This window comes from Streptomyces natalensis ATCC 27448, from assembly GCF_000935125.1.
Classification (GTDB): Bacteria; Actinomycetota; Actinomycetes; order Streptomycetales; family Streptomycetaceae; genus Streptomyces; species Streptomyces natalensis.
This window is the reverse complement of record NZ_JRKI01000061.1, coordinates 55,594-76,702: the sequence shown is the minus strand read 5'-3', so window position 1 is coordinate 76,702 and position 21,109 is coordinate 55,594. Positions and strand designations below refer to the sequence as shown.

The 21,109-nt window shown below is 71.7% G+C and carries 14 protein-coding genes; 12 read left to right on the top strand and 2 right to left on the bottom strand.

Annotation, left to right across the window (positions count from 1 at the left end; translation table 11 throughout):
* Window positions 1-139: 139 nt before the first annotated feature.
* The 6 genes from SNA_RS31060 (at window position 140) to SNA_RS31035 (ending at window position 7,622) form a co-directional block, all read left to right on the top strand.
* On the top strand, window positions 140-1,657 hold the full coding sequence (locus SNA_RS31060) for a gamma-aminobutyraldehyde dehydrogenase (RefSeq protein WP_030063976.1): 1,518 nt from the start codon (window positions 140-142) through the stop codon (window positions 1,655-1,657).
* Window positions 1,658-1,830: 173 nt separating this feature from the next.
* The gene (locus SNA_RS31055) at window positions 1,831-3,078 is read left to right on the top strand and encodes an ABC transporter substrate-binding protein (protein ID WP_044367863.1); all 1,248 of its coding nucleotides are present in this window, start codon (window positions 1,831-1,833) and stop codon (window positions 3,076-3,078) included.
* A 121-nt stretch (window positions 3,079-3,199) separates the two neighbouring features.
* A complete protein-coding gene (locus SNA_RS31050; RefSeq protein WP_044367861.1) occupies window positions 3,200-4,381 on the top strand; it encodes an ABC transporter ATP-binding protein in 1,182 nt (393 codons plus the stop codon).
* Complete coding sequence (locus tag SNA_RS31045; protein ID WP_030063979.1) at window positions 4,378-5,313, top strand: ABC transporter permease; 936 nt, start codon at window positions 4,378-4,380, stop codon at window positions 5,311-5,313. The genes SNA_RS31050 and SNA_RS31045 overlap by 4 nt, the downstream gene beginning before the upstream one ends.
* The gene (locus SNA_RS31040; protein WP_030063980.1) at window positions 5,313-6,179 is read left to right on the top strand and encodes an ABC transporter permease; all 867 of its coding nucleotides are present in this window, start codon (window positions 5,313-5,315) and stop codon (window positions 6,177-6,179) included. Before SNA_RS31045 ends, SNA_RS31040 begins: the two co-directional genes overlap by 1 nt.
* Before the next feature lie 15 nt (window positions 6,180-6,194).
* Window positions 6,195-7,622 carry an NAD(P)/FAD-dependent oxidoreductase gene (locus SNA_RS31035; protein ID WP_044367859.1) on the top strand — a complete coding sequence of 476 codons (1,428 nt, stop codon included), beginning with the start codon at window positions 6,195-6,197 and terminating at the stop codon, window positions 7,620-7,622.
* Window positions 7,623-7,704: 82 nt separating this feature from the next.
* Here the strand turns inward: SNA_RS31035 and SNA_RS31030 are convergent, their stop codons facing one another.
* Entirely contained in the window at window positions 7,705-8,355 is a 651-nt protein-coding gene (locus tag SNA_RS31030) for a phosphatase PAP2 family protein (RefSeq protein WP_338059837.1), read from the bottom strand.
* A gap of 477 nt (window positions 8,356-8,832) precedes the next feature.
* On the bottom strand, window positions 8,833-10,182 hold the full coding sequence (gene gabT / locus SNA_RS31025; protein ID WP_030063986.1) for a 4-aminobutyrate--2-oxoglutarate transaminase: 1,350 nt from the start codon (window positions 10,180-10,182) through the stop codon (window positions 8,833-8,835).
* Between the two features lie 210 nt (window positions 10,183-10,392).
* Here gabT and SNA_RS31020 point away from each other — a divergent pair, with 210 nt between their 5' ends.
* From SNA_RS31020 to SNA_RS30995, 6 genes are all read left to right on the top strand, one after another.
* Window positions 10,393-12,522 (top strand): type IV secretory system conjugative DNA transfer family protein, encoded by a 2,130-nt coding sequence (locus tag SNA_RS31020; RefSeq protein ID WP_030063987.1) that lies wholly within the window; start codon window positions 10,393-10,395, stop codon window positions 12,520-12,522.
* Window positions 12,523-12,783: 261 nt separating this feature from the next.
* Window positions 12,784-14,430 carry a PucR family transcriptional regulator gene (locus SNA_RS31015; RefSeq protein WP_044367857.1) on the top strand — a complete coding sequence of 549 codons (1,647 nt, stop codon included), beginning with the start codon at window positions 12,784-12,786 and terminating at the stop codon, window positions 14,428-14,430.
* Between the two features lie 240 nt (window positions 14,431-14,670).
* Window positions 14,671-16,125 (top strand): aldehyde dehydrogenase family protein, encoded by a 1,455-nt coding sequence (locus tag SNA_RS31010; RefSeq protein ID WP_198535165.1) that lies wholly within the window; start codon window positions 14,671-14,673, stop codon window positions 16,123-16,125.
* Window positions 16,126-16,521: 396 nt separating this feature from the next.
* Complete coding sequence (locus SNA_RS31005) at window positions 16,522-18,441, top strand: acyl-CoA dehydrogenase family protein (protein ID WP_044367854.1); 1,920 nt, start codon at window positions 16,522-16,524, stop codon at window positions 18,439-18,441.
* A gap of 80 nt (window positions 18,442-18,521) precedes the next feature.
* Window positions 18,522-19,787, top strand: coding sequence for a 1-deoxy-D-xylulose-5-phosphate reductoisomerase (gene dxr, locus SNA_RS31000; RefSeq protein ID WP_044368270.1), 1,266 nt, complete (start codon window positions 18,522-18,524; stop codon window positions 19,785-19,787).
* Window positions 19,784-21,085: a M50 family metallopeptidase gene (locus SNA_RS30995; RefSeq protein WP_030071577.1), complete on the top strand. Its 1,302-nt coding sequence runs from the start codon at window positions 19,784-19,786 to the stop codon at window positions 21,083-21,085. Before dxr ends, SNA_RS30995 begins: the two co-directional genes overlap by 4 nt.
* Window positions 21,086-21,109: the final 24 nt, after the last annotated feature.

The following is a 21,109-nucleotide window of genomic DNA, read 5'->3' as shown; positions in this document are numbered from 1 at the left end:
ATTCGTCGCGTAACCAAAAGGCAACAACGGAATCACTTGTTGAGTGCCTATTCCTCTGTCAAGATCGGCCATCGATTCCGGAAATAGCTACGCCTTGCGCGGCCGCTGAGCGGCCTTGGCGTACGGCGGAGGAGACACCATGGAGCACCGTTTCGACGTCAGCGAGCGATTCGCCGAGGGCGCCCAATTCATCGCCGGCAGACTGCGCAGCGGCACCTCGGGCCGCACCCAGGCGGTGGTGGACCCGGCGACGGGCCGGCCGGTGTACTCCTACGAACTCGCAGGTGCGGCCGAGGTGGACGCCGCGGTCGAGGCGGCACGGACGGCGTTTCCGGTATGGGGCGGGGCGACCCCGGGGGAGCGTTCCGATGCGCTGCACCGGTTCGCCGCCGCGCTCGCCGAGGACGCCGCCGATCTCGCCTTCGCGGAATCGCTGAACTGCGGAAAGCCCATCAAGCTCAGCAACGAGTTCGATGTGCCGGGGTCGATCGACAATGCCGCGTTCTTCGCCGGTGCCGCGCGCCATCTGGAGGGCAAGGCGGCCGGGGAATACAGCGCCGATCACACCTCCGTGATCCGCCGCGAACCCATCGGTGTCGTCGGCTCCATCGCGCCCTGGAACTATCCGCTCCAGATGGCCGCCTGGAAGGTCCTGCCGGCCGTCGCCGCGGGCAACACCATCGTTCTCAAGCCCGCCGAGATCACCCCGCTGACCTCGCTGCTGTTCGCACAGGCCGCGCAGCGGGCCGGGCTGCCCGACGGTGTGATCAACATCGTCTCCGGTGCGGGCCGGGACGCCGGCGAGCGCCTGGTGGGCCACCCCGCCGTCGCCATGACCTCCTTCACCGGGTCGACCGGCGTCGGCAAGCGCGTCGCCGAGATCGCCACCGGGACGGTCAAGCGCCTCCACCTCGAACTGGGCGGCAAGGCCCCGTTCGTGGTCTTCGACGACGCGGACCTGGAGGCCGCCGTCCACGGCGCCGTGGCCGGTGCGCTGATCAACACCGGACAGGACTGCACCGCCGCCACCCGCGCCTACGTCCAGCGGCCCCTCTACGACGCCTTCGTCAGCGGCGTCGCCGACCTGATGGCCACCGTACGGCTGGGCGACCCCTTCGACCCGGCCACCGACCTCGGCCCGCTGATCTCGCACGCCCAGCGCGAGAGGGTCGCCGGATTCGTCGACCGGGCCCGCGGCTACGCCACCGTCGTCACCGGCGGCGAGGCGCCCCAGGGCGAGCTGGCCAAGGGCGCCTACTACCGGCCCACCCTGATCGCCGGAGCCGCCCAGGACAGCGAGATCGTGCAGTCCGAGATCTTCGGCCCGGTACTGGTCGTGCTGCCCTTCGACAGCGATGACGAGGGCATCGCGCTGGCCAACGACACCCCCTACGGACTGGCCGCCTCCGCCTGGAGCCGGGACGTCTACCGCACCGGCCGCGCCACCCGCGAGATCAACGCCGGCTGCGTCTGGGTCAACGACCACATCCCGATCATCAGCGAGATGCCGCACGGCGGCGCCAAGGCGTCCGGCTTCGGCAAGGACATGTCGGCGTACTCCTTCGAGGAGTACACGCAGGTCAAGCACGTCATGTACGACAACACGGCGGTGGCCAGGAAGGACTGGCACCGCACCGTCTTCGGGGACCGCGGCTGACGGCCCCCTGCCCGGGGCCCGCCGACGGCCCCGGGCATCCCGGCGGCCGGTGACCCCCGCCCCCTTATCCCCATCCCTTCGGGTCTGTCCCCACCAGGCCCCATGAGCATCGCCCCCGCACCCCCTTACCACCGGCGCCGAGCGCCGGGCACCTCCCCGAAAGGGCATCGCGCATGGAGCACACCGAACAGCCCGAGCCTCTCTGCGCGGCCGAACTGGCCGCCATGCGCCGCAGCATGACCGACGGCCGCCTCGCCATGACCCGCCGCTCCCTGCTGCGCGCAAGCGGCGCCCTCGCGGCGGTGGCGGGCGGAATGGGCGCCCTGTCGGCCTGCGGCATCCCGCCCGCCGGCCGCACCGACGCCGGCAGCTCCGACGACCACTCCAGGACCGAGAAGCGCCTGAACTTCTCCAACTGGACCGAGTACATGGACGTCACCGCCGACGGCAAGCACCGGCCGACGCTGGAGAAGTTCACCAAGCGCACCGGCATAGCCGTCAACTACACCGAGGACATCAACGACAACGACGAGTTCTTCGGCAAGATCCAGGCGCAGCTGGCCAACGGCCAGGACACCGGCCGCGATCTGATCGTGCTCACCGACTGGATGTGCGCACGGATGATCTCCCTGGGCTGGATCGACGAGCTGGACCCGGCCAACCTGCCGCACGCCTACGCCAACCTCTCGGCGCAGTTCCGCAGCCCCGCCTGGGACCCGGGCCGGGCGCACTCCTACCCGTGGACGGGCGTCCCCGCGATCATCGCGTACAACAAGAAGGCCACCGGCGGCCGCACGGTCGACTCGGTCACCCAGCTGCTGGAGGACCCCAAGCTCAAGGGCCGGGTCGGCTTCCTCACCGAGATGCGCGACAGCATCGGCCTGACCCTGCTGGACATGGGCAAGAAGCCCGAGAGCTTCACCGCCGACGACTTCGACGCGGCGATCGCCCGGCTCCAGAAGGGCGTGGACTCCAAGCAGATCCGCCGCTTCACCGGCAACGACTACACCACCGACCTGGACAAGGGCGACCTCGCCGCCTGTGTGGCCTGGGCCGGCGACGTCGTCCAGCTCCAGAGCGACAACCCGGACATCGCCTACGCCATCCCCAAGGCCGGCTACACGACGTCCACCGACAACCTGATGGTGCCGAACAAGGCACGCCACAAGCAGAACGCCGAACGGCTCATCGACTACTTCTACGAGCCGAAGGTGGCGGCGCGGATCGCGGCGTACATCAACTACGTCTGCCCCGTGGACGGCGTACGCGAGGAACTCGCCAAGATCGACAAGAAGCTGGCGGACAACCCGCTGATCATCCCCGACGAGAAGATGGCTGCCCGGTCCCACTCCTTCCGTGCCCTGAACGCCAAGGAGAGCAAGCAGTTCGCGCAGAAGTTCTCCACGCTCACCGGGGCCTAGGGGCTCCTTCTTCCGCGGAGATCCGTCAGGAGCCCCCTGACCCCGCCCGCCACCCGATCCACCCCGCGCGCCGCCAGGCCCGTACGAGCCGTTTCGCCCTCCGACCCACGGGACGCCCGATATGACCATGACGCACACCCCCCAGAGCAGCGGCGGTGACGTCCGCCTCAGCCAGATCAGCAAAACCTACGGCTCCTTCACCGCCGTCCACCCGCTCGATCTCACCGTCCCCGCGGGCTCCTTCTTCGCGCTGCTGGGCGCCTCCGGCTGCGGAAAGACCACCACCCTGCGGATGATCGCCGGACTGGAGGACCCCACCACCGGGACCGTCGAGCTCTCCGGCGAGGACGTCACCGCCCTGCCGCCCTACAAGCGCCAGGTCAACACCGTCTTCCAGAACTACGCGCTCTTCCCGCACCTGGACATCTACGAGAACGTCGCCTTCGGTCTGCGCCGCCGCGGCGTCAAGTCCGTCAAGAAGCAGGTCGAGGAGATGCTCGACCTCGTCCAGCTCGGCCCGATGGCCCGCCGCAAGCCGCAGCAGCTCTCCGGCGGCCAGCAGCAGCGCGTCGCGGTCGCCCGCGCGCTGATCAACCACCCCCAGGTGCTGCTCCTCGACGAGCCGCTGGGCGCCCTCGACCTCAAGCTGCGCCGCCAGATGCAGCTGGAACTCAAGCGCATCCAGACCGAGGTCGGCATCACCTTCGTGCACGTCACCCACGACCAGGAGGAGGCCATGACGATGGCCGACACCGTGGCCGTGATGAACGGCGGCCGGGTCGAACAGCTCGGCGCCCCCGCCGACCTCTACGAGAACCCCGCCACCACCTTCGTCGCCAACTTCCTGGGCACCTCCAACCTCATCGAGGCCGAGGTCGTCGAGGCCGGCGGCGAGGATCTGCTGCTGCGCGCCGCCGGCACCAAGCTGCGGCTGCCCGCCGCCCGGTGCAGCGCGAGCGCGGCCGCCGGCGACAAGGTCCTGGCGGGCGTCCGCCCCGAGAAGATGGCCCTGGCGCACGCCGACGACGCCGCCTCCGTCACCGACGGCCACAACCGGCTGCCCGGCCGCATCAAGGACGCCAGCTTCATCGGCGTCTCCACCCAGTACGTCATCGAGGCGCCGGGCGCGGGCGAGATCTCCGTCTACGAGCAGAACATCACCCGCGACGGCCGGCTCATACCGGGCGCCGAGGTCGTCGTCCACTGGAACCCGGCGCACACCTTCGGGCTCGACGCCGCCCAGTCCCTGCTTGCCGGGAAGACGGGCGCGGCCGGCGCGGACCTCGACGAGGAGGCGGCATGACCGCGACCGAGGCCCCCGCGCCCCCGGAGAGCGACGCCACCGAGCCCCCCGCACTCCGCAGGACGCCCACCCGCAAACGGCTGGTGCCCTACTGGCTGCTGCTGCCCGGCATCCTGTGGCTGCTGGTCTTCTTCGCCGCCCCGCTCGTCTACCAGGCGTCGACCTCCCTCCAGACCGGCTCCCTCGAAGAGGGCTTCAAGGTCACCTGGCACCTCGCCACCTACTGGGACGCGCTGGGCGAGTACTGGCCGCAGTTCGTCCGCTCCATGGGCTACGCCGGCATCGCCACCGCGCTGTGCCTGCTGCTCGGCTACCCGCTGGCCTATCTGATCGCGTTCAAGGCCGGACGCTGGCGCAATGTCGTGATGATGCTGGTCATCGCGCCGTTCTTCACCAGCTTCCTGATCCGCACGCTGGCCTGGAAGACGATCCTGGCCGACGGCGGACCGGTCGTCGGCGCCCTCAACTCGCTGCACATCCTGGACGTCACCAGCGCCCTGGGCATCACCGAGGGGCACCGGGTGCTGGCCACCCCGCTCGCGGTGGTCTGCGGTCTGACGTACAACTTCCTGCCGTTCATGATCCTGCCGCTCTACACCTCGCTGGAGCGCATCGACCCCCGGCTCCACGAGGCCGCCGGCGACCTCTACGCCCGCCCGGTCACCACCTTCCGCCGGGTGACCTTCCCGCTGTCCATGCCGGGCGTCGTCGCGGGCACCCTGCTCACCTTCATCCCGGCCGCCGGCGACTACATCAACGCCGAACTGCTGGGCTCCACCGACCAGAAGATGATCGGCAACGTCATCCAGTCGCAGTTCCTGAGGGTTCTGGACTACCCGACCGCCGCCGCCCTGTCCTTCATCCTCATGGCGGCCATCCTCGCCATGGTCACCATCTACATCCGCAAGTCGGGGACGGAGGACCTGGTCTGATGGCCGCAACCGAGACCACCGGGAAGACCACCGGGAAGACCGCGGGGACGACCCCCCGCGCCACCGCTGCCCCGCTGCGCTGGCTGCGCCGCAACGTCGTCATCCTCGCGGGACTGGCCACCCTGGCCTATCTGATCCTGCCCAACGTCGTGGTGATGGTCTTCTCCTTCAACAAGCCCCACGGCCGCTTCAACTACCAGTGGCAGCAGTTCTCCACGGACGCCTGGACCGACCCCTGCGGCGTCGCCGACCTGTGCGGTTCGCTCGGGCTCAGCCTCCAGATCGCCGTCTGGGCCACCGTCGGCGCCACCGTCCTCGGCACGATGATCGCCTTCGCGCTGGCGCGCTACCGCTTCCGGGCCCGCGCCGGTGTCAACACCCTGATCTTCCTGCCGATGGCCATGCCCGAGGTCGTCATGGCCGCCTCGCTGGCCACCCTCTTCCTCAACATGGGCATCCAGTTCGGCTTCTGGACGATCCTGATCGCCCACATCATGTTCTGCCTGAGCTTCGTGGTCACCGCGGTCAAGGCGCGGGTGATGAGCATGGACCCGCGCCTGGAGCAGGCCGCCCAGGACCTCTACGCCTCGCCGGTGCAGACGTTCCTGCGGGTCACCCTGCCGATCGCCGCCCCCGGTATCGCGTCCGGTGCGCTGCTCTCCTTCGCCCTGTCCTTCGACGACTTCATCATCACGAACTTCAACGCCGGCTCCACCGTGACCTTTCCCATGTTCGTCTGGGGATCGGCGCAGCGGGGCACGCCCGTTCAGATCAATGTCATCGGTACGGCGATGTTCCTGGTCGCCGTCCTGTGCGTCCTCGCCGGCCAGATGGCCGGAACCCGTCGTAAGCGGAGCAAGAAGTAAGAGGAGCTGAGAACCATGGCACGAGCTGCCATGCCGTACGGGTCGGTGGACCCCGTCCATGCGCTCGCCGACGCCGAACCGACCCCGTTCTGGCTGGCCGACCCCGGCCGGCCGGCCGCCGAACCCGCCCTGGTCGGCGACGAGACCTGCGATCTGCTGGTCGTCGGCGGCGGCTACTCGGGACTGTGGACGGCGCTGATCGCCAAGGAACGCGACCCTCAGCGCGATGTCGTCCTGATCGAGGGCGCCGAGGTCGGCTGGGCCGCCTCCGGGCGCAACGGCGGCTTCTGCGCCGCCTCCCTGACCCACGGCCTCGGCAACGGCCTGGCCCGCTGGCCCGGCGAACTCGCCACGCTCGAAGCACTCGGCATCAAGAACCTCGACGCCATCGAGCACGCCGTCGCCCGCTACCACATCGACTGCGCCTTCGAGCGCACCGGCGAGATCGACATCGCCACCGAACCCCACCAGATCGCCGAGCTCAAGGAGGCCGCCGAGGAGGCCGCCGAACTGGGCCTGACCCGCCACCGCTTCCTCGACCAGGACGAACTGCGCGCCGAGGTCGACTCGCCCACCTTCCGCGCCGGCCTGTGGGACCGCGACGGCGTCGCCATGCTCAACCCGGCCAAGCTCGCCTGGGGCCTCAAGCAGGCGTGCCTGGGCTACGGCGTCCGCATCTACGAGCGCACCCGCGCCACCGCCCTGTCCTCCGACGGCCTGGGCATGGCCGTCCGCACCCCCTACGGCCGGATCTTCGCCCGCCACGTCGCCCTGGGCACCAACGCCTTCCCGTCCCTGGTCAAGCGGGTCCGCCCGTACATCGTCCCGGTCTACGACCACGCCCTGATGACCGAGCCGCTCAACGAGGAGCAACTCGCCGCCATCGGCTGGAAGAACCGCCAGGGCCTCTCGGACTCCAACAACCACTTCCACTACTTCCGCATCACCGCCGACAACCGCATCCTGTGGGGCGGTTACGACATCGTCTACCGCTACGGCGGCGGCGTACGGGCCGAGTACGACCACCACCCCGCCACCTACGAAAAGCTCGCCCGGCATTTCTTCCGCTGCTTCCCGCAGCTGGAGGGCCTGCGCTTCACCCACACCTGGGGCGGCGCCATCGACACCTGCGCCCGCTTCTCCGCCTTCTTCGGCACCGCACACGCGGGCCGGGTCGCCTATGCCGCGGGCTATACGGGACTGGGCGTCGGCGCCACCCGCTTCGGCGCGGAGGTGATGCTCGATCTGCTCGCCGGCGAGCGCACCGAGCGCACCGAGCTGGAGATGGTCCGCTCCAAGCCCCTGCCCTTCCCGCCCGAGCCGCTGCGCTGGGCCGGTATCGGCATCACCCAGTGGTCGATGACCCGCGCCGATACGCACGGCGGGCGCCGCAACCTGTGGCTGAAGGCCATGGACAAGCTGGGCCTCGGCTTCGACAGCTGACCGACGGCGGTGCAACGGGGGGCGGGCAACCGGGAGTTGCCCGCCCCTCTCGTGCCGCGAACGTCACCGGGGCAGGGCGTGTCTACGGAGTCCGTGGCGCGTCGCCCCCCGATGGCGCGTCGTCCCCCGCCCACCGTGCGCACACCGCCCACCACACCGCCAGCAGCACCCCGGCCAGACACCAACTGCCCAGCACATCCAGCGGCCAGTGGTACCCGCGGCGCACCAGCCCGAGCCCGACACCCGCGTTGAGCAGGACCGCCGCCGCCACCAGCAGGCCCCGGCCCCGTCGCCGTCCCGCCCCCGCCCGGATCACCAGCAGCGCGGCCAGCCCGTAGGCGACCGCTGCCGTGGCGCCGTGCCCCGACGGATAGAAGCCCTCGTGCGCATCCGCGCCCATCTGCGGCGGCCCCGGCCGGGCGAACCACAGCTTGAGCGGGACGACCAGCGCGGGCAGCGCGGCCAGGGTCAGCGCGGCGGCGAGCGGCGGCAGCCACCACCGCACCGGACCGCCGGCTTCCGCATCCCGCGACGGCCGCCGGCGCCCGCGCCCCACCCGCCAGGCCGCCCACCCCGCCACCACCAGCACCACCGGCAGCGCGACGGCCGTATTGCCGAGATCGGCGAAGAATTCCGCGAGCCCCCGGGGAATCGCGCTGCCCGCGAGGGCACTTCCCACCCGCTCGTCGGCCGCACGCAGCGGCCCCGCACCGGCCACCTGCCCGCTGATCACGGCGAACGCGAGCGCGCAGAGGGTCCCTACCAGGAACGGCGTGCAGAAAGGGGAAGGCCGCCTCGGAACAGGGGGGGTGGTTCCGAGGCGGCCGGGTCGACCGGTGTCCCGCGCGCCCCGGGGGGTGTGGGACGGGCGGGCATCCGATCGGTGAGGATTCCCGGAGCCCCCTGCGCCAGTGCCAGGGGTTCCGGTGGTGTGCGCGAGGGCACGGCCTGATCGGAGCCGGGGAAGCGCCGACCGGGCGTCGCCCGCAGTCCCCTGCGAGCGGGGTGTTTCTCTCATCTGCAGAAACCGTACGGCAACGGCAGCACACCCGACAGCCGCATCACGGGGCCGCCATTCGCCCCCCACATCTTCTTCACGCGGCGGCGTACGCGGGGTACGCATCCGCACGTACCCCAAAACGGGCGCGGCCCGGGACACGGCATCTGCACCGCATCCCGGGCCACCCCGGACTCATCCGCCGCTGACGGCTCAGAGCTGGGTGAACGCCGCCTCGATGAGGTCCAGGCCCTCGTTCAGCAGGTCCTCGCCGATCACCAGCGGCGGCAGGAAGCGCAGCACGTTGCCGTACGTACCGGTCGTCAGGACGAGCAGGCCCTCCTGGTGGCAGGCCTTGGCGAGCGCGCCGGTGGCCTCCGGGTTGGGCTCCTTGGAACCGGACTTGACCAGCTCGATCGCGATCATCGCGCCGCGGCCGCGGACCTCGCCGATGATGTCGAACTTCTCCTGCATCGCGGTCAGACGGGCCTTCATGACCTCCTCGATGCGCTTGGCCTTGCCGTTGAGGTCCAGCTCCCGCGCGGTCTCGATGGCGCCGAGCGCGGCGGCGCAGGCCACCGGGTTACCGCCGTAGGTGCCGCCCAGGCCGCCCGCGTGCGCGGCGTCCATGATCTCCGCGCGGCCGGTGACCGCGGCCAGCGGCAGACCGCCCGCAATACCCTTCGCCGTCGTGATGAGATCGGGAACGATCCCCTCGTCCTCACACGCGAACCACTGGCCCGTACGGCAGAAGCCCGACTGGATCTCGTCGGCGACGAAGACGATCCCGTTCTCCTTGGCGAAGTTCGCGATCGCCGGGAGGAAGCCCTTGGCCGGCTCGATGAAACCGCCCTCGCCGAGCAGCGGCTCGATGATGATCGCCGCGACGTTCTCCGCGCCGACCTGCTTGGTGATCTGCGAGATGGCCTGGTCGGCGGCCTCCTGCGCGCAGTTCTCCGGGCCGGTCAGCCAGCGGTAGGGGTAGGCCAGCGGTACCCGGTACACCTCGGGCGCGAACGGGCCGAAGCCGTGCTTGTACGGCATGTTCTTCGACGTCAGCGCCATCGTCAGGTTCGTCCGGCCGTGGTACCCGTGGTCGAAGACCACAACGGCCTGTCGCTTGGTGTACGCCCGCGCGATCTTGACCGCGTTCTCGACGGCCTCCGCACCGGAGTTGAACAGCGCCGACTTCTTCTTGTGGTCGCCCGGGGTCAGCTCGGCCAGCGCCTCACAGACCTCGATGTACGGCTCGTACGGCGTGACCATCGCACAGGTGTGGGTGAAGTCGGCCAGCTGCGCGGCGGCGCGGCGCACCACGGCCTCGGCGCTGTTGCCGACCGAGGTCACCGCGATACCGGAACCGAAGTCGATCAGCGAGTTGCCGTCCACGTCCTCCAGGACACCGCCGCCGGCGCGCTTGACGAACACGGGCAGCACCGCACCGACACCACTGGCCACGGTCTCCTGCTTACGGGCCCACAGCTCCTGCGACTTCGGGCCGGGGATCGCGGTGACGACGCGACGCTCCTGGGGGAGGGCCGGGCCTCCGGACAGTTCGGTCATGGCAGTCTCCTGGGGTCGAACGGGGACGTACAGAGGTGTTGTACAGAGGTCTTGTTCTCGCAGGTTAGGGCCGGTGGACCGGTGCGGGCATGTTCCGTTCGGGAGAAGTGCGCGTGTTGCGTTGTCCGCACCGGACATAGCGGAGGGGGCGGGGACAGTAGATTGAACGGCGGCAGCAGGGTCTTGGCGCGAGGGGGACAAGGGCACCGGATGGACACCGAGGGCACGCAGGACGCACAAAACACCCGCTCCGCACACATCCCGCGGCCGGCCACGCCGCCGGGGGCACCGCCCCGGCCGAGCGCGCCGCCCGCCCCGCCCGCGGCAGTGCCCGGCGCCGCCGAGCCGCCCCTGCTGGGCTGGCTGCGGACCCCCCGGCCGGCGGCGGCGCCGGGCGTCTGGACGTACGGACACCGCCCCCGTCCTGCCGAGGAGCCCGAGCGGATCCCCTTGCGGCAGCTGATCAGCGGCGCGCTGATCTCGTTCCTGTGCGGGTGGCTGCTGTGGTCGCTGCTGTGGAACGGGTATCTCGGAAGCTACTGGATGTGGCCGCTGGTGCTCCTGACGCCCGACTCCTGGCGCGACGGCACCGACCCGATGGCCTATGTCTGGGCCAGCTACCTCTACTACGGCCTGTTCCTCGCCCTCCTGGTCATGGTTTTCGGCCGCCTCGGCCGCTGGCCCGAACTCGCGCGCCGCTTCCTGACCCCGCTCGTCCGGCACCTGCGCCCCCGCGCCCCGGCCCCCAAGCCCCAACCGGCGGCCGACCCCGCCCAATGGCCCGAGCTGCGGACCCACGGCGCCGCCGACGCCGCCGACAAGCTCGCCGAGGAGGCCCGCGCCGGGCGGATGACCGATGTGGACGTGGCCCGGATCGGCCACGCCTGGCGCGCGGTACGGTCCGGCGGCACGCCCCTCGCTTCCTTCACCGACACCGTGCTCCGGCAGGGCGCCGCGGCCTGCGCGCACCCCTCGGGGCGGCGCGATCTGGCCCGCCGGAGCGCCGAGCACGATCTGCTCGCCGGGCAGGTGCGGATCGGTACCGCCGCCGACCACGAACGCAACCCGTATCGGCACCGGGGCGTCGGCTGCGCGTTGGAACCGGGGGTGCTCGGCACCTCCCTGCTGGCCGTCGGCCCCGCGGGCAGCGGCAAGAGCACCCGGGTGGTGCGGCCCGTCGTGGAGGCGATGTGCCTCCAGGCGCTGGCGGGACAGAGCGCGGTGATCGCTGTCGGGCCGGCCGGTTCGGACCTCGGTCCGGACGACGCGTTCGACGTGGTGGTCAGGATCGGCCGCCCCGGCCCCGAATGCGACCTCGACCTCTACGGCGGTACCACCGACCCCGACGAGGCGGCCGGGATTCTTGCCGAGGCGTTGGTGGGGGATCTGGCGGGGCAGTTGCCGGGTGGGGACAGTCGGCGGGCCGCGACGGCGCTGGGGCAGTTGCTCGGGCCGTTCCGGGCGGCGTACGGACGGTTTCCCACCGTTGCCGAGCTGCGGGAGCTGCTGGACGGGGCGCCGGAGGCGATGGGGGCGCTGCGGGCCGCGCTGGAGGAGCGGCGGGAGCAGGCGCTGCTGCGTGAACTGGACGCGCGGGCCCGGCAGTTGGAGCGGGCCGGTGATGTGGGGGTGCTGCTCGCCGACCGTATCGCGCTGCTCGACCGGCCCGCCTTCGCCGACTTCTTCGACCCCACGGGGAGTACCCGGCAGGTGTCGCTGCGCGCCCTCGACCACCCTCTGCGGGTGCGGATCGAGCTGCCCGAGCGGGGCCATGCGGAAGCCTCGCGGATCCTGGCGCGGCTGGTGCTGGCGCAGTTCACGGAATGTGCGGTGGCCCGCAGCGACCGTTCGCTGTTCGCCTGTCTGGTGCTCGACGAGGCGGCGCACACCATCACCGCCGAAGCGCTGCGCGGCCTCCAGCGGCTGCGCTCGGCCCATGCCGGCGTGGTGCTCACGCTGCGCTCGCTGGACGACGTCCCCGAGGGGCTGCGCAGCGCGCTGCTCGGTGCGGTCGGCTGCCGGATGGCGTTCGCGGGGGTGACGACCTGGGACGGCGCGCGGTTCGCCGAGGTGTGGGGCAAGGAGTGGGTGGAGACCCGCGATGTGACGGACCGTCAGATCATCGCGGTGAGCGCCGCGGGCAAGGCGTTCCACATCTTCCGGCAGCTGGTCACGGGCAAGGCGGCCACCGCCAAGGCCGTCACCGTACGTACGGTGGAGCGGGAGCGCTGGTCCGCCTCCGACCTGGCCAACTCCGTACCGGCGGGGCATGCGGTGCTGTCGGTGACGTCGGTCAAGGGGGAGCATGCGCCGCCGGTACTGGTGGATCTGCGGGGGTGAGGGGCGGGGGTGAGGGGCGGCGCGGGCTGCTCGCCCGCCGCCGGGCCGTTCGGCCGGGAGCCCGCGGGGCGCCCGGGTCCTCGTCGGCCCGCCCGCCCGGCAATCCCCGCCCGGCAATCCCCCCGCAATCCGCCCGCACGGTGCCCCCGGATTCCTCCGCTGAGGCAGAATCGAAAGCGGCCGTTCGTACGGGACGGCGCAAAAGTTCCCGCCGAACACCCCCGCCGCCCCGGCCGGGTCCCCGTCGTCATCGAAGGTCCTATGCCCCACACCCTGGCTTCCCTGGTCAACCACACCGCGCTCAAGCTGACCGTGCTCGCGGGGCAGGACGGGCTGGACGTGCCGGTGCGCTGGGCGCATGCCAGTGAGCTGATCGATCCGGTGCCCTACATGGAGGGCGGGGAGCTGCTGCTGATCACCGCGCTCAAACTGGACGCGCAGGACCCGGAGGCCACCCGGCGGTATGTGCGCAGGGTGGCGCAGGCGGGGGTGATCGGGCTCGGCTTCGCCGTCGGGGTGAACTACGAGGAGGTGCCCGAGGCGCTGGTGCAGGCGGCGCGGCAGGAGGGGCTGCCGTTGCTGGGGGTGCCGCGCCGGACGCCGTTCATCGCCATCAGCAAGGCGGTCTCGGCCGCGGTCGCCGCCGACCAGTACCGGGCGGTGACCGCCGGATTCGAGGCGCAGCGGGAGCTGACCCGGGCGGCGCTCAGCGCCGAGGGCCCGGCCGAGCTGCTGGCGCGGCTGGCCGCTCACCTGGACGGATGGGCGGCGCTGTACGACGCGTCGGGAGCCGTGGTGGCCGCCGCACCGGACTGGGCGGCCCGCCGCGCGGCCCGGCTGGCCGAGGACGTGGCGCGGCTGCGCGAGCGTCCCGCACCCGCCAGTTCCGTGGTGAGCGACACGGACGGCGACGACCGGGTGGAGCTCCAGTCGCTCGGTACGGGCCGGCGGGCGCGCGGGGTGCTGGCGGTGGGCACCGCGGCGCCGCTGGGCACCGCCGAGCGCTACGCCGTGCACTCCGCCGTGGCGCTGCTCACCCTCACCACCGAACGCTCCCGTGCCCTCCAGGACGCCGAGCAGCGCCTGGGCGCCGCGGTGCTCAAGATGCTGCTCGCCGGGGAGCCGGACCATGCCCGGGCGGTGGCCGGCCGGCTCTACGGCGGGCTGCTGGACGCCCCGTTCCGGGTGGTGGTGGCCGAGCCGGTCCCGGCCGACGATCAGGCGGCCGCCCCGCAGGGGCAGGGCGGCACACCGGCCGTCCTGGAGGCGCTCGCCGATGCGATGGACTCGGCCGCCGCCCGCACCGGCGAGGCGGTGCTCGCCGTACCGGACGGCAGCCGGCTGATCGTGCTGGTCGCGGACGGCGGCGCCGCCGCGGACGCCTGCGCCGCCTTCGCCGCCGCGGCCCAGGCCCGCGCCGGAACGCAGCCCCGCAACGGCGCCCGCCCGGTCCGCGGCGCGACGGGCCGCACCGAGCAGCTGGCCGTGGGACTGTCCGCCCCGGCCGGCCCGACGGCCGCGGCCACCGCCTACCGCCAGGCCGAAGCGGCCCTCCACGTCGCCCGGCGCCGCGGCCGCACCCTGGTCGAGCACGAGGACGTGGCGGCGGGGTCGGTGCTGCCGCTGCTGGCCGACGACGCCGTACGGGCCTTCGCCGACGGGCTGCTGCGGGCGCTGCGGGAGCACGATGCGACCGGGCGCGGCGATCTGGTGGCGTCGCTGCGGGCCTGGCTCGCCCGGCACGGCCAGTGGGACGCGGCCGCCGCCGACCTGGGCGTCCACCGCCATACGCTGCGCTACCGGATGCGGCGGGTGGAGGAGATCCTGGGCCGCTCGCTGGACGATGCGGATGTGCGGATGGAGCTGTGGCTGGCGCTCAAGGCGACCTCGGCGCCGCCCGAGGAGTGAGCCGCTTGGGGACGAGCTGTCCGGGGAACGAGCCGCCCGACCTCGGCGCCGCCCGGGGTGCGAAAGGGGCCCGCCGCCCCACCGCCCCCTCCATCCCGGAGGGACACGCCCACCGATTGCTACGGTTCGGACAAACGCCACCCGGCCGCCCCGCCCCTACCGTGGAGGCACGGAGCGCTCACCGAGCCGCTCACGGAACTCCATGCACCACTCCACCACTTCGGAAGGGCCGGGATTACTGTGCCGAACTCTGCAGCCCCCACCGCCTTCTGGCTCGCCGGCCGCAAGACCACCGGCGACGCCACCTTCGACGTCACCTCCCCCTGGGACGGACGTCTCGTCGGCACGGTGAGCATCCCCACCGAGGCCCAGGTCGAGGAGGCCATCGCGGCCTCCGTCGCCGTCCAGGACGAGCTCGCCGCGACCCCCGCCCATGTGCGGGCCGCCGCCCTCGACCACGTCGGCCGGCAGCTGGTGGAGCGCACCGAGGAGATCGCGCAGCTGATCTCCGCGGAGAACGGCAAGCCGATGAAGTGGGCGCGCGGCGAGGTCGGCCGGGCCGTCTCCGTCTTCCGCTTCGCGGCCGAGGAGGCCCGCCGCTTCAACGGCGGCGAGGCCCAGCGCCTGGACACCGACGCGGGCGGCGCCGGCCGCCTCGCCCTGACCCGCCGCTTCCCGCGCGGCACGGTCCTGGGCATCGCCCCGTTCAACTTCCCGCTGAACCTGTGTGCGCACAAGATCGCCCCGGCCATCGCGGCCGGCGTCCCGATCATCCTCAAGCCCGCCCCGGCCACCCCGCTCTCCGGCCTGATCATCGGCGAGCTGCTGGACGGCACCGACCTGCCGGCCGGCTCCTGGTCGATCCTCCCGGTGGGCAACGAGGCGATGCCGGCCCTGGTCAAGGACGAGCGGCTGCCCGTCATCTCCTTCACCGGCTCCGAGAAGGTCGGCTACGACATCCTCGACTCGGTGCCGCGCAAGCACTGCACCCTGGAGCTCGGCGGCAACGGCGCGGCCGTCGTCCTGCCCGACTGGTCCTCCGAGGCGGACCTGGACTGGGCGGCGCAGCGGATCGCCACCTTCTCCAACTACCAGGGCGGCCAGTCCTGCATCTCGGTGCAGCGCGTCATCGCCGACGCCTCCGTCTACGACCGCCTGGTCCCCAAGATCGTCGCGGCGGTCAACGCCCAGGTCACCGGTGACCCCTCCGACGACGCCACCGAGGTCGGCCCGCTGGTCAACGAGGCCGCGGCCAAGCGCGTGGAGTCCTGGGTGGACGAGGCCGTCGAGCGCGGCGCCAAGCTGCTCGCCGGCGGCAAGCGCGACGGTGCCTCCTACGCGCCGACCGTCCTGGCCGACGTGCCCGCCGACACCACCCTGGCCTGTGAAGAGGTCTTCGGCCCGGTGCTGACCATCAAGAAGGTCGACGGCGAGGCCGAGGCGTTCGCCGCGGTCAACGACTCCAAGTACGGCCTCCAGGCCGGTGTCTTCACCCACGACACGCAGACCGCCTTCCGCGCCCACCGCGCCCTGGAGGTCGGCGGCGTGATCATCGGCGATGTGCCGTCCTACCGCGCCGACCAGATGCCGTACGGCGGCGCCAAGCAGTCCGGTGTGGGCCGCGAGGGCGTGCGCTACGCGATGGACGACTACACCTATGAGCGCGTACTGGTCCTGACCGGACTGGCCCTCTAGACGGGTCTCGGCGGCGGGCCTGCTCCCCGCCGCACCGGACCGGCCCGGACCGGTGGACAGCGACGGCCATCCCTTGGGCCGTACTGCCGTCCGGGCTCCGGCCGGCGCACCCCCCGGCGCCGGCCCGGCCGCGGCGCGCTCCGGACACCCCCGTTCCGGAGCGCGCCGCGTCCCTCCCCCGCCCGGCCCCCCGAATGGCCGATACGGCCCGCCCCCGGGTGGCCGAGGCCGTACCCCGGACGGCCCATGGCGCATACGCATCCGCCCGCTCGCCGCTTCCCCGCGGCACCACTGGTGCAACCCCCTCGGATCGGGTAACCCTCACAAGTAGCACCGTCCGACGGCCGCCCCCGGCCCTCGGTGCAGCACTCCCGACCGCGGCGAGGTGAGCTCCTGATGACGGCTCCGTCCATCCGCAAGGTTTCCGAGCGCGAAGCGCGGCAGGTCGCCGAGGCGGCCCGTGAGCAGGACTGGCGCAAGCCCAGCTTCGCCAAGGAACTGTTCCTGGGGCGCTTCAGGCTCGACCTCATCCATCCGCACCCCACCCCGGCGGTGGACGACGTCCGGCGCGGCGAGAAGTTTCTGGCCACCCTGCGCGCCTTCTGCGAAACGAAGGTCGACAGCGCCCGCATCGAACGCGAGGCCAAGATCCCCGACGAGACCCTCCAGGGCCTCAAGGAGATCGGCGCGCTCGGCATGAAGATCGACACCAAGTACGGCGGCCTCGGCCTGACCCAGGTCTACTACAACCGCGCCCTGGCCCTGGCCGGATCCGCCAGCCCCGCCATCGGCGCCCTGCTCTCCGCCCACCAGTCCATCGGCGTCCCGCAGCCGCTCAAACTCTTCGGCACCCAGGAGCAGAAGGACGCCTTCCTGCCGCGCTGCGCCCGCAGCGCCATCTCCGCGTTCCTGCTCACCGAACCGGACGTCGGCTCCGACCCGGCCCGCCTGGCCACCGCCGCCGTACCCGACGGCGAGAACTACGTTCTGGACGGCGTGAAGCTGTGGACCACCAACGGTGTGGTCGCCGACCTGCTGGTCGTCATGGCGCGGGTGCCCGCCTCCGAGGGGCACCAGGGCGGTATCACCGCCTTCGTCGTCGAGGCCGACTCACCCGGCATCACCGTCGAGAACCGCAACGCCTTCATGGGCCTGCGCGGCCTGGAGAACGGCGTCACCCGCTTCCACCAGGTCCGCGTCCCCGCCGCGAACCGCATCGGCCCCGAGGGCGCCGGTCTCAAGATCGCCCTGACCACCCTCAACACCGGCCGTCTCTCGCTGCCCGCGATGTGCGCCGGCGTCGGCAAGTGGTGTCTGAAAATCGCCCGCGAATGGTCCACGGCACGCGAGCAGTGGGGCAAGTCCATCGCGAAACACGAGGCCGTCGGCGGCAAGGTGGCCTTCATCGCCGCCACCACCTTCGCCCTGGAGGCCGTCGTCGACCTCGCCTCCCAGATGGCCGACGAGAGCCGCAACGACATCCGTATCGAGGCCGCCCTGGCCAAGCTCTACGGCTCCGAGATGGGCTGGCGGATGGCCGACGAACTCGTCCAGATCCGCGGCGGCCGCGGCTTCGAGACCGCCGCATCGCTCGCCGCCCGCGGCGAACGCGCCGTCCCCACCGAGCAGGTGCTGCGCGATATGCGCATCAACCGGATCTTCGAGGGCTCCACGGAGATCATGCATCTGCTGATCGCCCGCGAGGCCGTCGACGCCCATCTCTCCGTCGCCGGCGCGCTCATCGACCCCGACACCTCGCTGGCCGACAAGGGCCGGGCCGCGGCCAGGGCCGGCGGCTTCTACGCCCGCTGGCTGCCCCAGCTCGTCACCGGACGGGGCCAACTGCCGCGCACCTACCAGGAGTTCGGCGAACTCGCCGGGCATCTGCGCTATGCAGAACGGGCCTCGCGCAAGCTAGCCCGCTGCACCTTCTACGCGATGTCCCGCTGGCAGGGCCGGATGGAGACCAAACAGGGCTTCCTCGGCCGGATCGTCGACATCGGCGCCGAGCTGTTCGCGATGAGCGCGGCCTGTGTCCGCGCCGAGCATCTGAGGATGTCCGGCGAGCACGGCCGCGAGGCACATCAGCTCGCCGACGCCTTCTGCCGCCAGTCGCGTCTGCGCATCGAGGAGCTGTTCGGCCGGCTGTGGACCAACACCGACGACCTCGACCGCAAGATCGTCTCCCGGGTCCTTGACGGCAGCTACACCTGGCTGGAGGAGGGCGTCATCGACCCCAGCGGCGACGGCCTCTGGATCGCGGACGCCACCCCCGGCCCCAGCACCAAGGACTCAGTCCGCCGCCCCGTCCCGTGAGGTAAGGCGCCCCGGCCTCGTACGGGCGGCCTCCGGGTCCCCCGTACGAGGAGCCGCGCCGACCGGCAACAATGGACGGCATGACGGACTCCCTCGCACATCCGCACCTGCGGTACGAACCGGCCGCCACCGAGCCGGCGGGCCCGCGCGACATCGTGATCCTCGGCTCGACCGGTTCGATCGGCACGCAGGCGATCGACATCGTCCTGCGCAACCCCGGCCGCTTCAGGGTCACCGCGCTCTCCGCGGCCGGCGGCCGGGTGGACCTGCTCGCCGACCAGGCGCACCAGCTGCGGGTCGCGGCCGTCGCGGTTGCCCGGGAGGACGTCGTCCCCGCGCTGCGCGAGGCGCTGGCCGCCCGCTACGGAGCGGGGGAGCCGCTGCCCGAGATCCTGGCGGGCCCCGACGCCGCCACGGATCTGGCCGCCTCGCCCTGCCACACCGTCCTCAACGGCATCACCGGCTCCATCGGCCTGGCCCCCACCCTCGCCGCCCTCAAGGCCGGGCGGGTGCTGGCGCTGGCCAACAAAGAGTCGCTGATCGTCGGCGGCCCGCTGGTCAAGGCCGTCGCCGAACCGGGCCAGATCGTCCCCGTCGACTCCGAGCACTCCGCGCTCTTCCAGGCGCTGGCCGGCGGCGAGCGCAGCGAGGTCCGCAAGCTCGTCGTCACCGCCTCCGGGGGCCCGTTCCGCGGCCGTACGCAGCGCGAGCTGGCCGAGGTGACCCCCGCACAGGCCCTCGCCCACCCCACCTGGTCCATGGGCCCGGTCGTCACCATCAACTCCGCGACCCTGGTCAACAAGGGTCTGGAGGTCATCGAGGCCCATCTGCTCTTCGACGTCCCCTTCGACCGCATCGAGGTCGTGGTCCATCCGCAGTCCTACATCCACTCGATGGTGGAGTTCACGGACGGTTCCACCCTGGCCCAGGCCAGCCCGCCGGACATGCGGATGCCGATCGCCCTGGGCCTGGGCTGGCCCGAGCGGGTCCCGGACGCGGCGCCGGGCGTGGACTGGACCAAGGCCCAGACCTGGGAGTTCTTCCCGCTCGACACCCGGGCCTTCCCGTCCGTGGCCCTCGCCTGCCACGTCGGAGACCTCGGCGGCACCGCCCCGGCCGTCTTCAACGCCGCGAACGAGGAGTGCGTCGATGCGTTCCTGGCGGGCGGGCTGCCGTTCACAGGGATTGTGGATACGGTCGCGGAAGTGGTCGCCGAACACGGCGTACCGGCCAACGGAACCTCACTGACCGTGGCGGACGTCTTGCAGGCGGAAACCTGGGCGCGTGCCCGCGCCCGCGAACTGGCCGCCCGTGCGGCACGGACATCATCGGAGGCTCGCGTATGACGACCTGGATGACCATCCTCGGCATAGTCGTCTTCGTCGTCGGCCTGCTGTTCTCCATCGCCTGGCACGAACTCGGCCATCTCTCCACGGCCAAGATGTTCGGCATCCGGGTGCCGCAGTACATGGTGGGCTTCGGGCCGACGCTCTTCTCCCGCAAGAAGGGCGACACCGAGTACGGCATCAAGGCCGTCCCGCTCGGCGGCTACATCCGCATGATCGGCATGTTCCCGCCCGGCGACGACGGAAAGCTCCAGGCCCGGTCCACCTCACCGTTCCGCGGCATGATCGAGGACGCCCGCTCGGCGGCCTTCGAGGAGCTCCAGCCCGGCGACGAACAGCGGCTCTTCTACACCCGTAAGCCCTGGAAGCGCATCATCGTGATGTTCGCCGGGCCGTTCATGAACCTGATCCTCGCGGTCGTGATCTTCATGAGCGTGCTGATGGGCTTCGGCATCAACACCCAGACCACCCAGGTCGGCTCCGTCTCGGACTGCGTGATCTCCGCGGCCGCCAAGACCGACAAATGCCCCTCCGGCGCCAAGGACTCCCCGGCCAAGGCCGCGGGCCTGCGGGCCGGCGACAAGATCGTCACGTTCAACGGGCACGCCGTACCGGACTGGAACACCCTCCAGAGCCAGATCCGCGACACCACCGGGCCCGCCACCCTCGTCGTCGAGCGGCACGGCGCGCGCAGGACGCTGCACGCCGACCTGATAGAGAACAAGGTCGCCAAGACGGACGGGCACGGCGGTTACGTCCCCGGCCAGTTCGTCACCGCCGGATTCCTCGGCTTCACCCCCGCCAGCGGCGTCGTCCAGCAGTCCTTCGGCCAGTCCGTGGACCGTATGGGCAGCATGGTCCAGCAGGGCGTCTCCTCGCTGGTCCAGCTGCCCGGCAAGATCCCGGACCTGTGGAACGCCGCGTTCAACGGCGGCGAGCGCAAGCAGGACTCCCCGATGGGCGTGGTCGGCGCGGCCCGGGTCGGCGGCGAGGTCTTCTCCCTGCACATCCCGCCGGAGCAGCGGGTGGCGACCATGCTCTTCCTGGTCGCCGGCTTCAACCTCTCGCTGTTCCTGTTCAACATGCTGCCGCTGCTCCCGCTGGACGGCGGGCATATCGCCGGCGCCGTCTGGGAGGCGATCCGCCGCTCCTTCGCCCGGGTCTTCCGGCGGCCCGACCCCGGCCCCTTCGACGTCGCCAAGCTGATGCCGGTGGCCTACGTCGTCGCCGGGATCTTCATCTGCTTCACGCTGCTGGTGCTGGTGGCCGATGTCGTGAATCCGGTGAAACTGACCTGACGGCATCGACCGAAATTCGGGTTT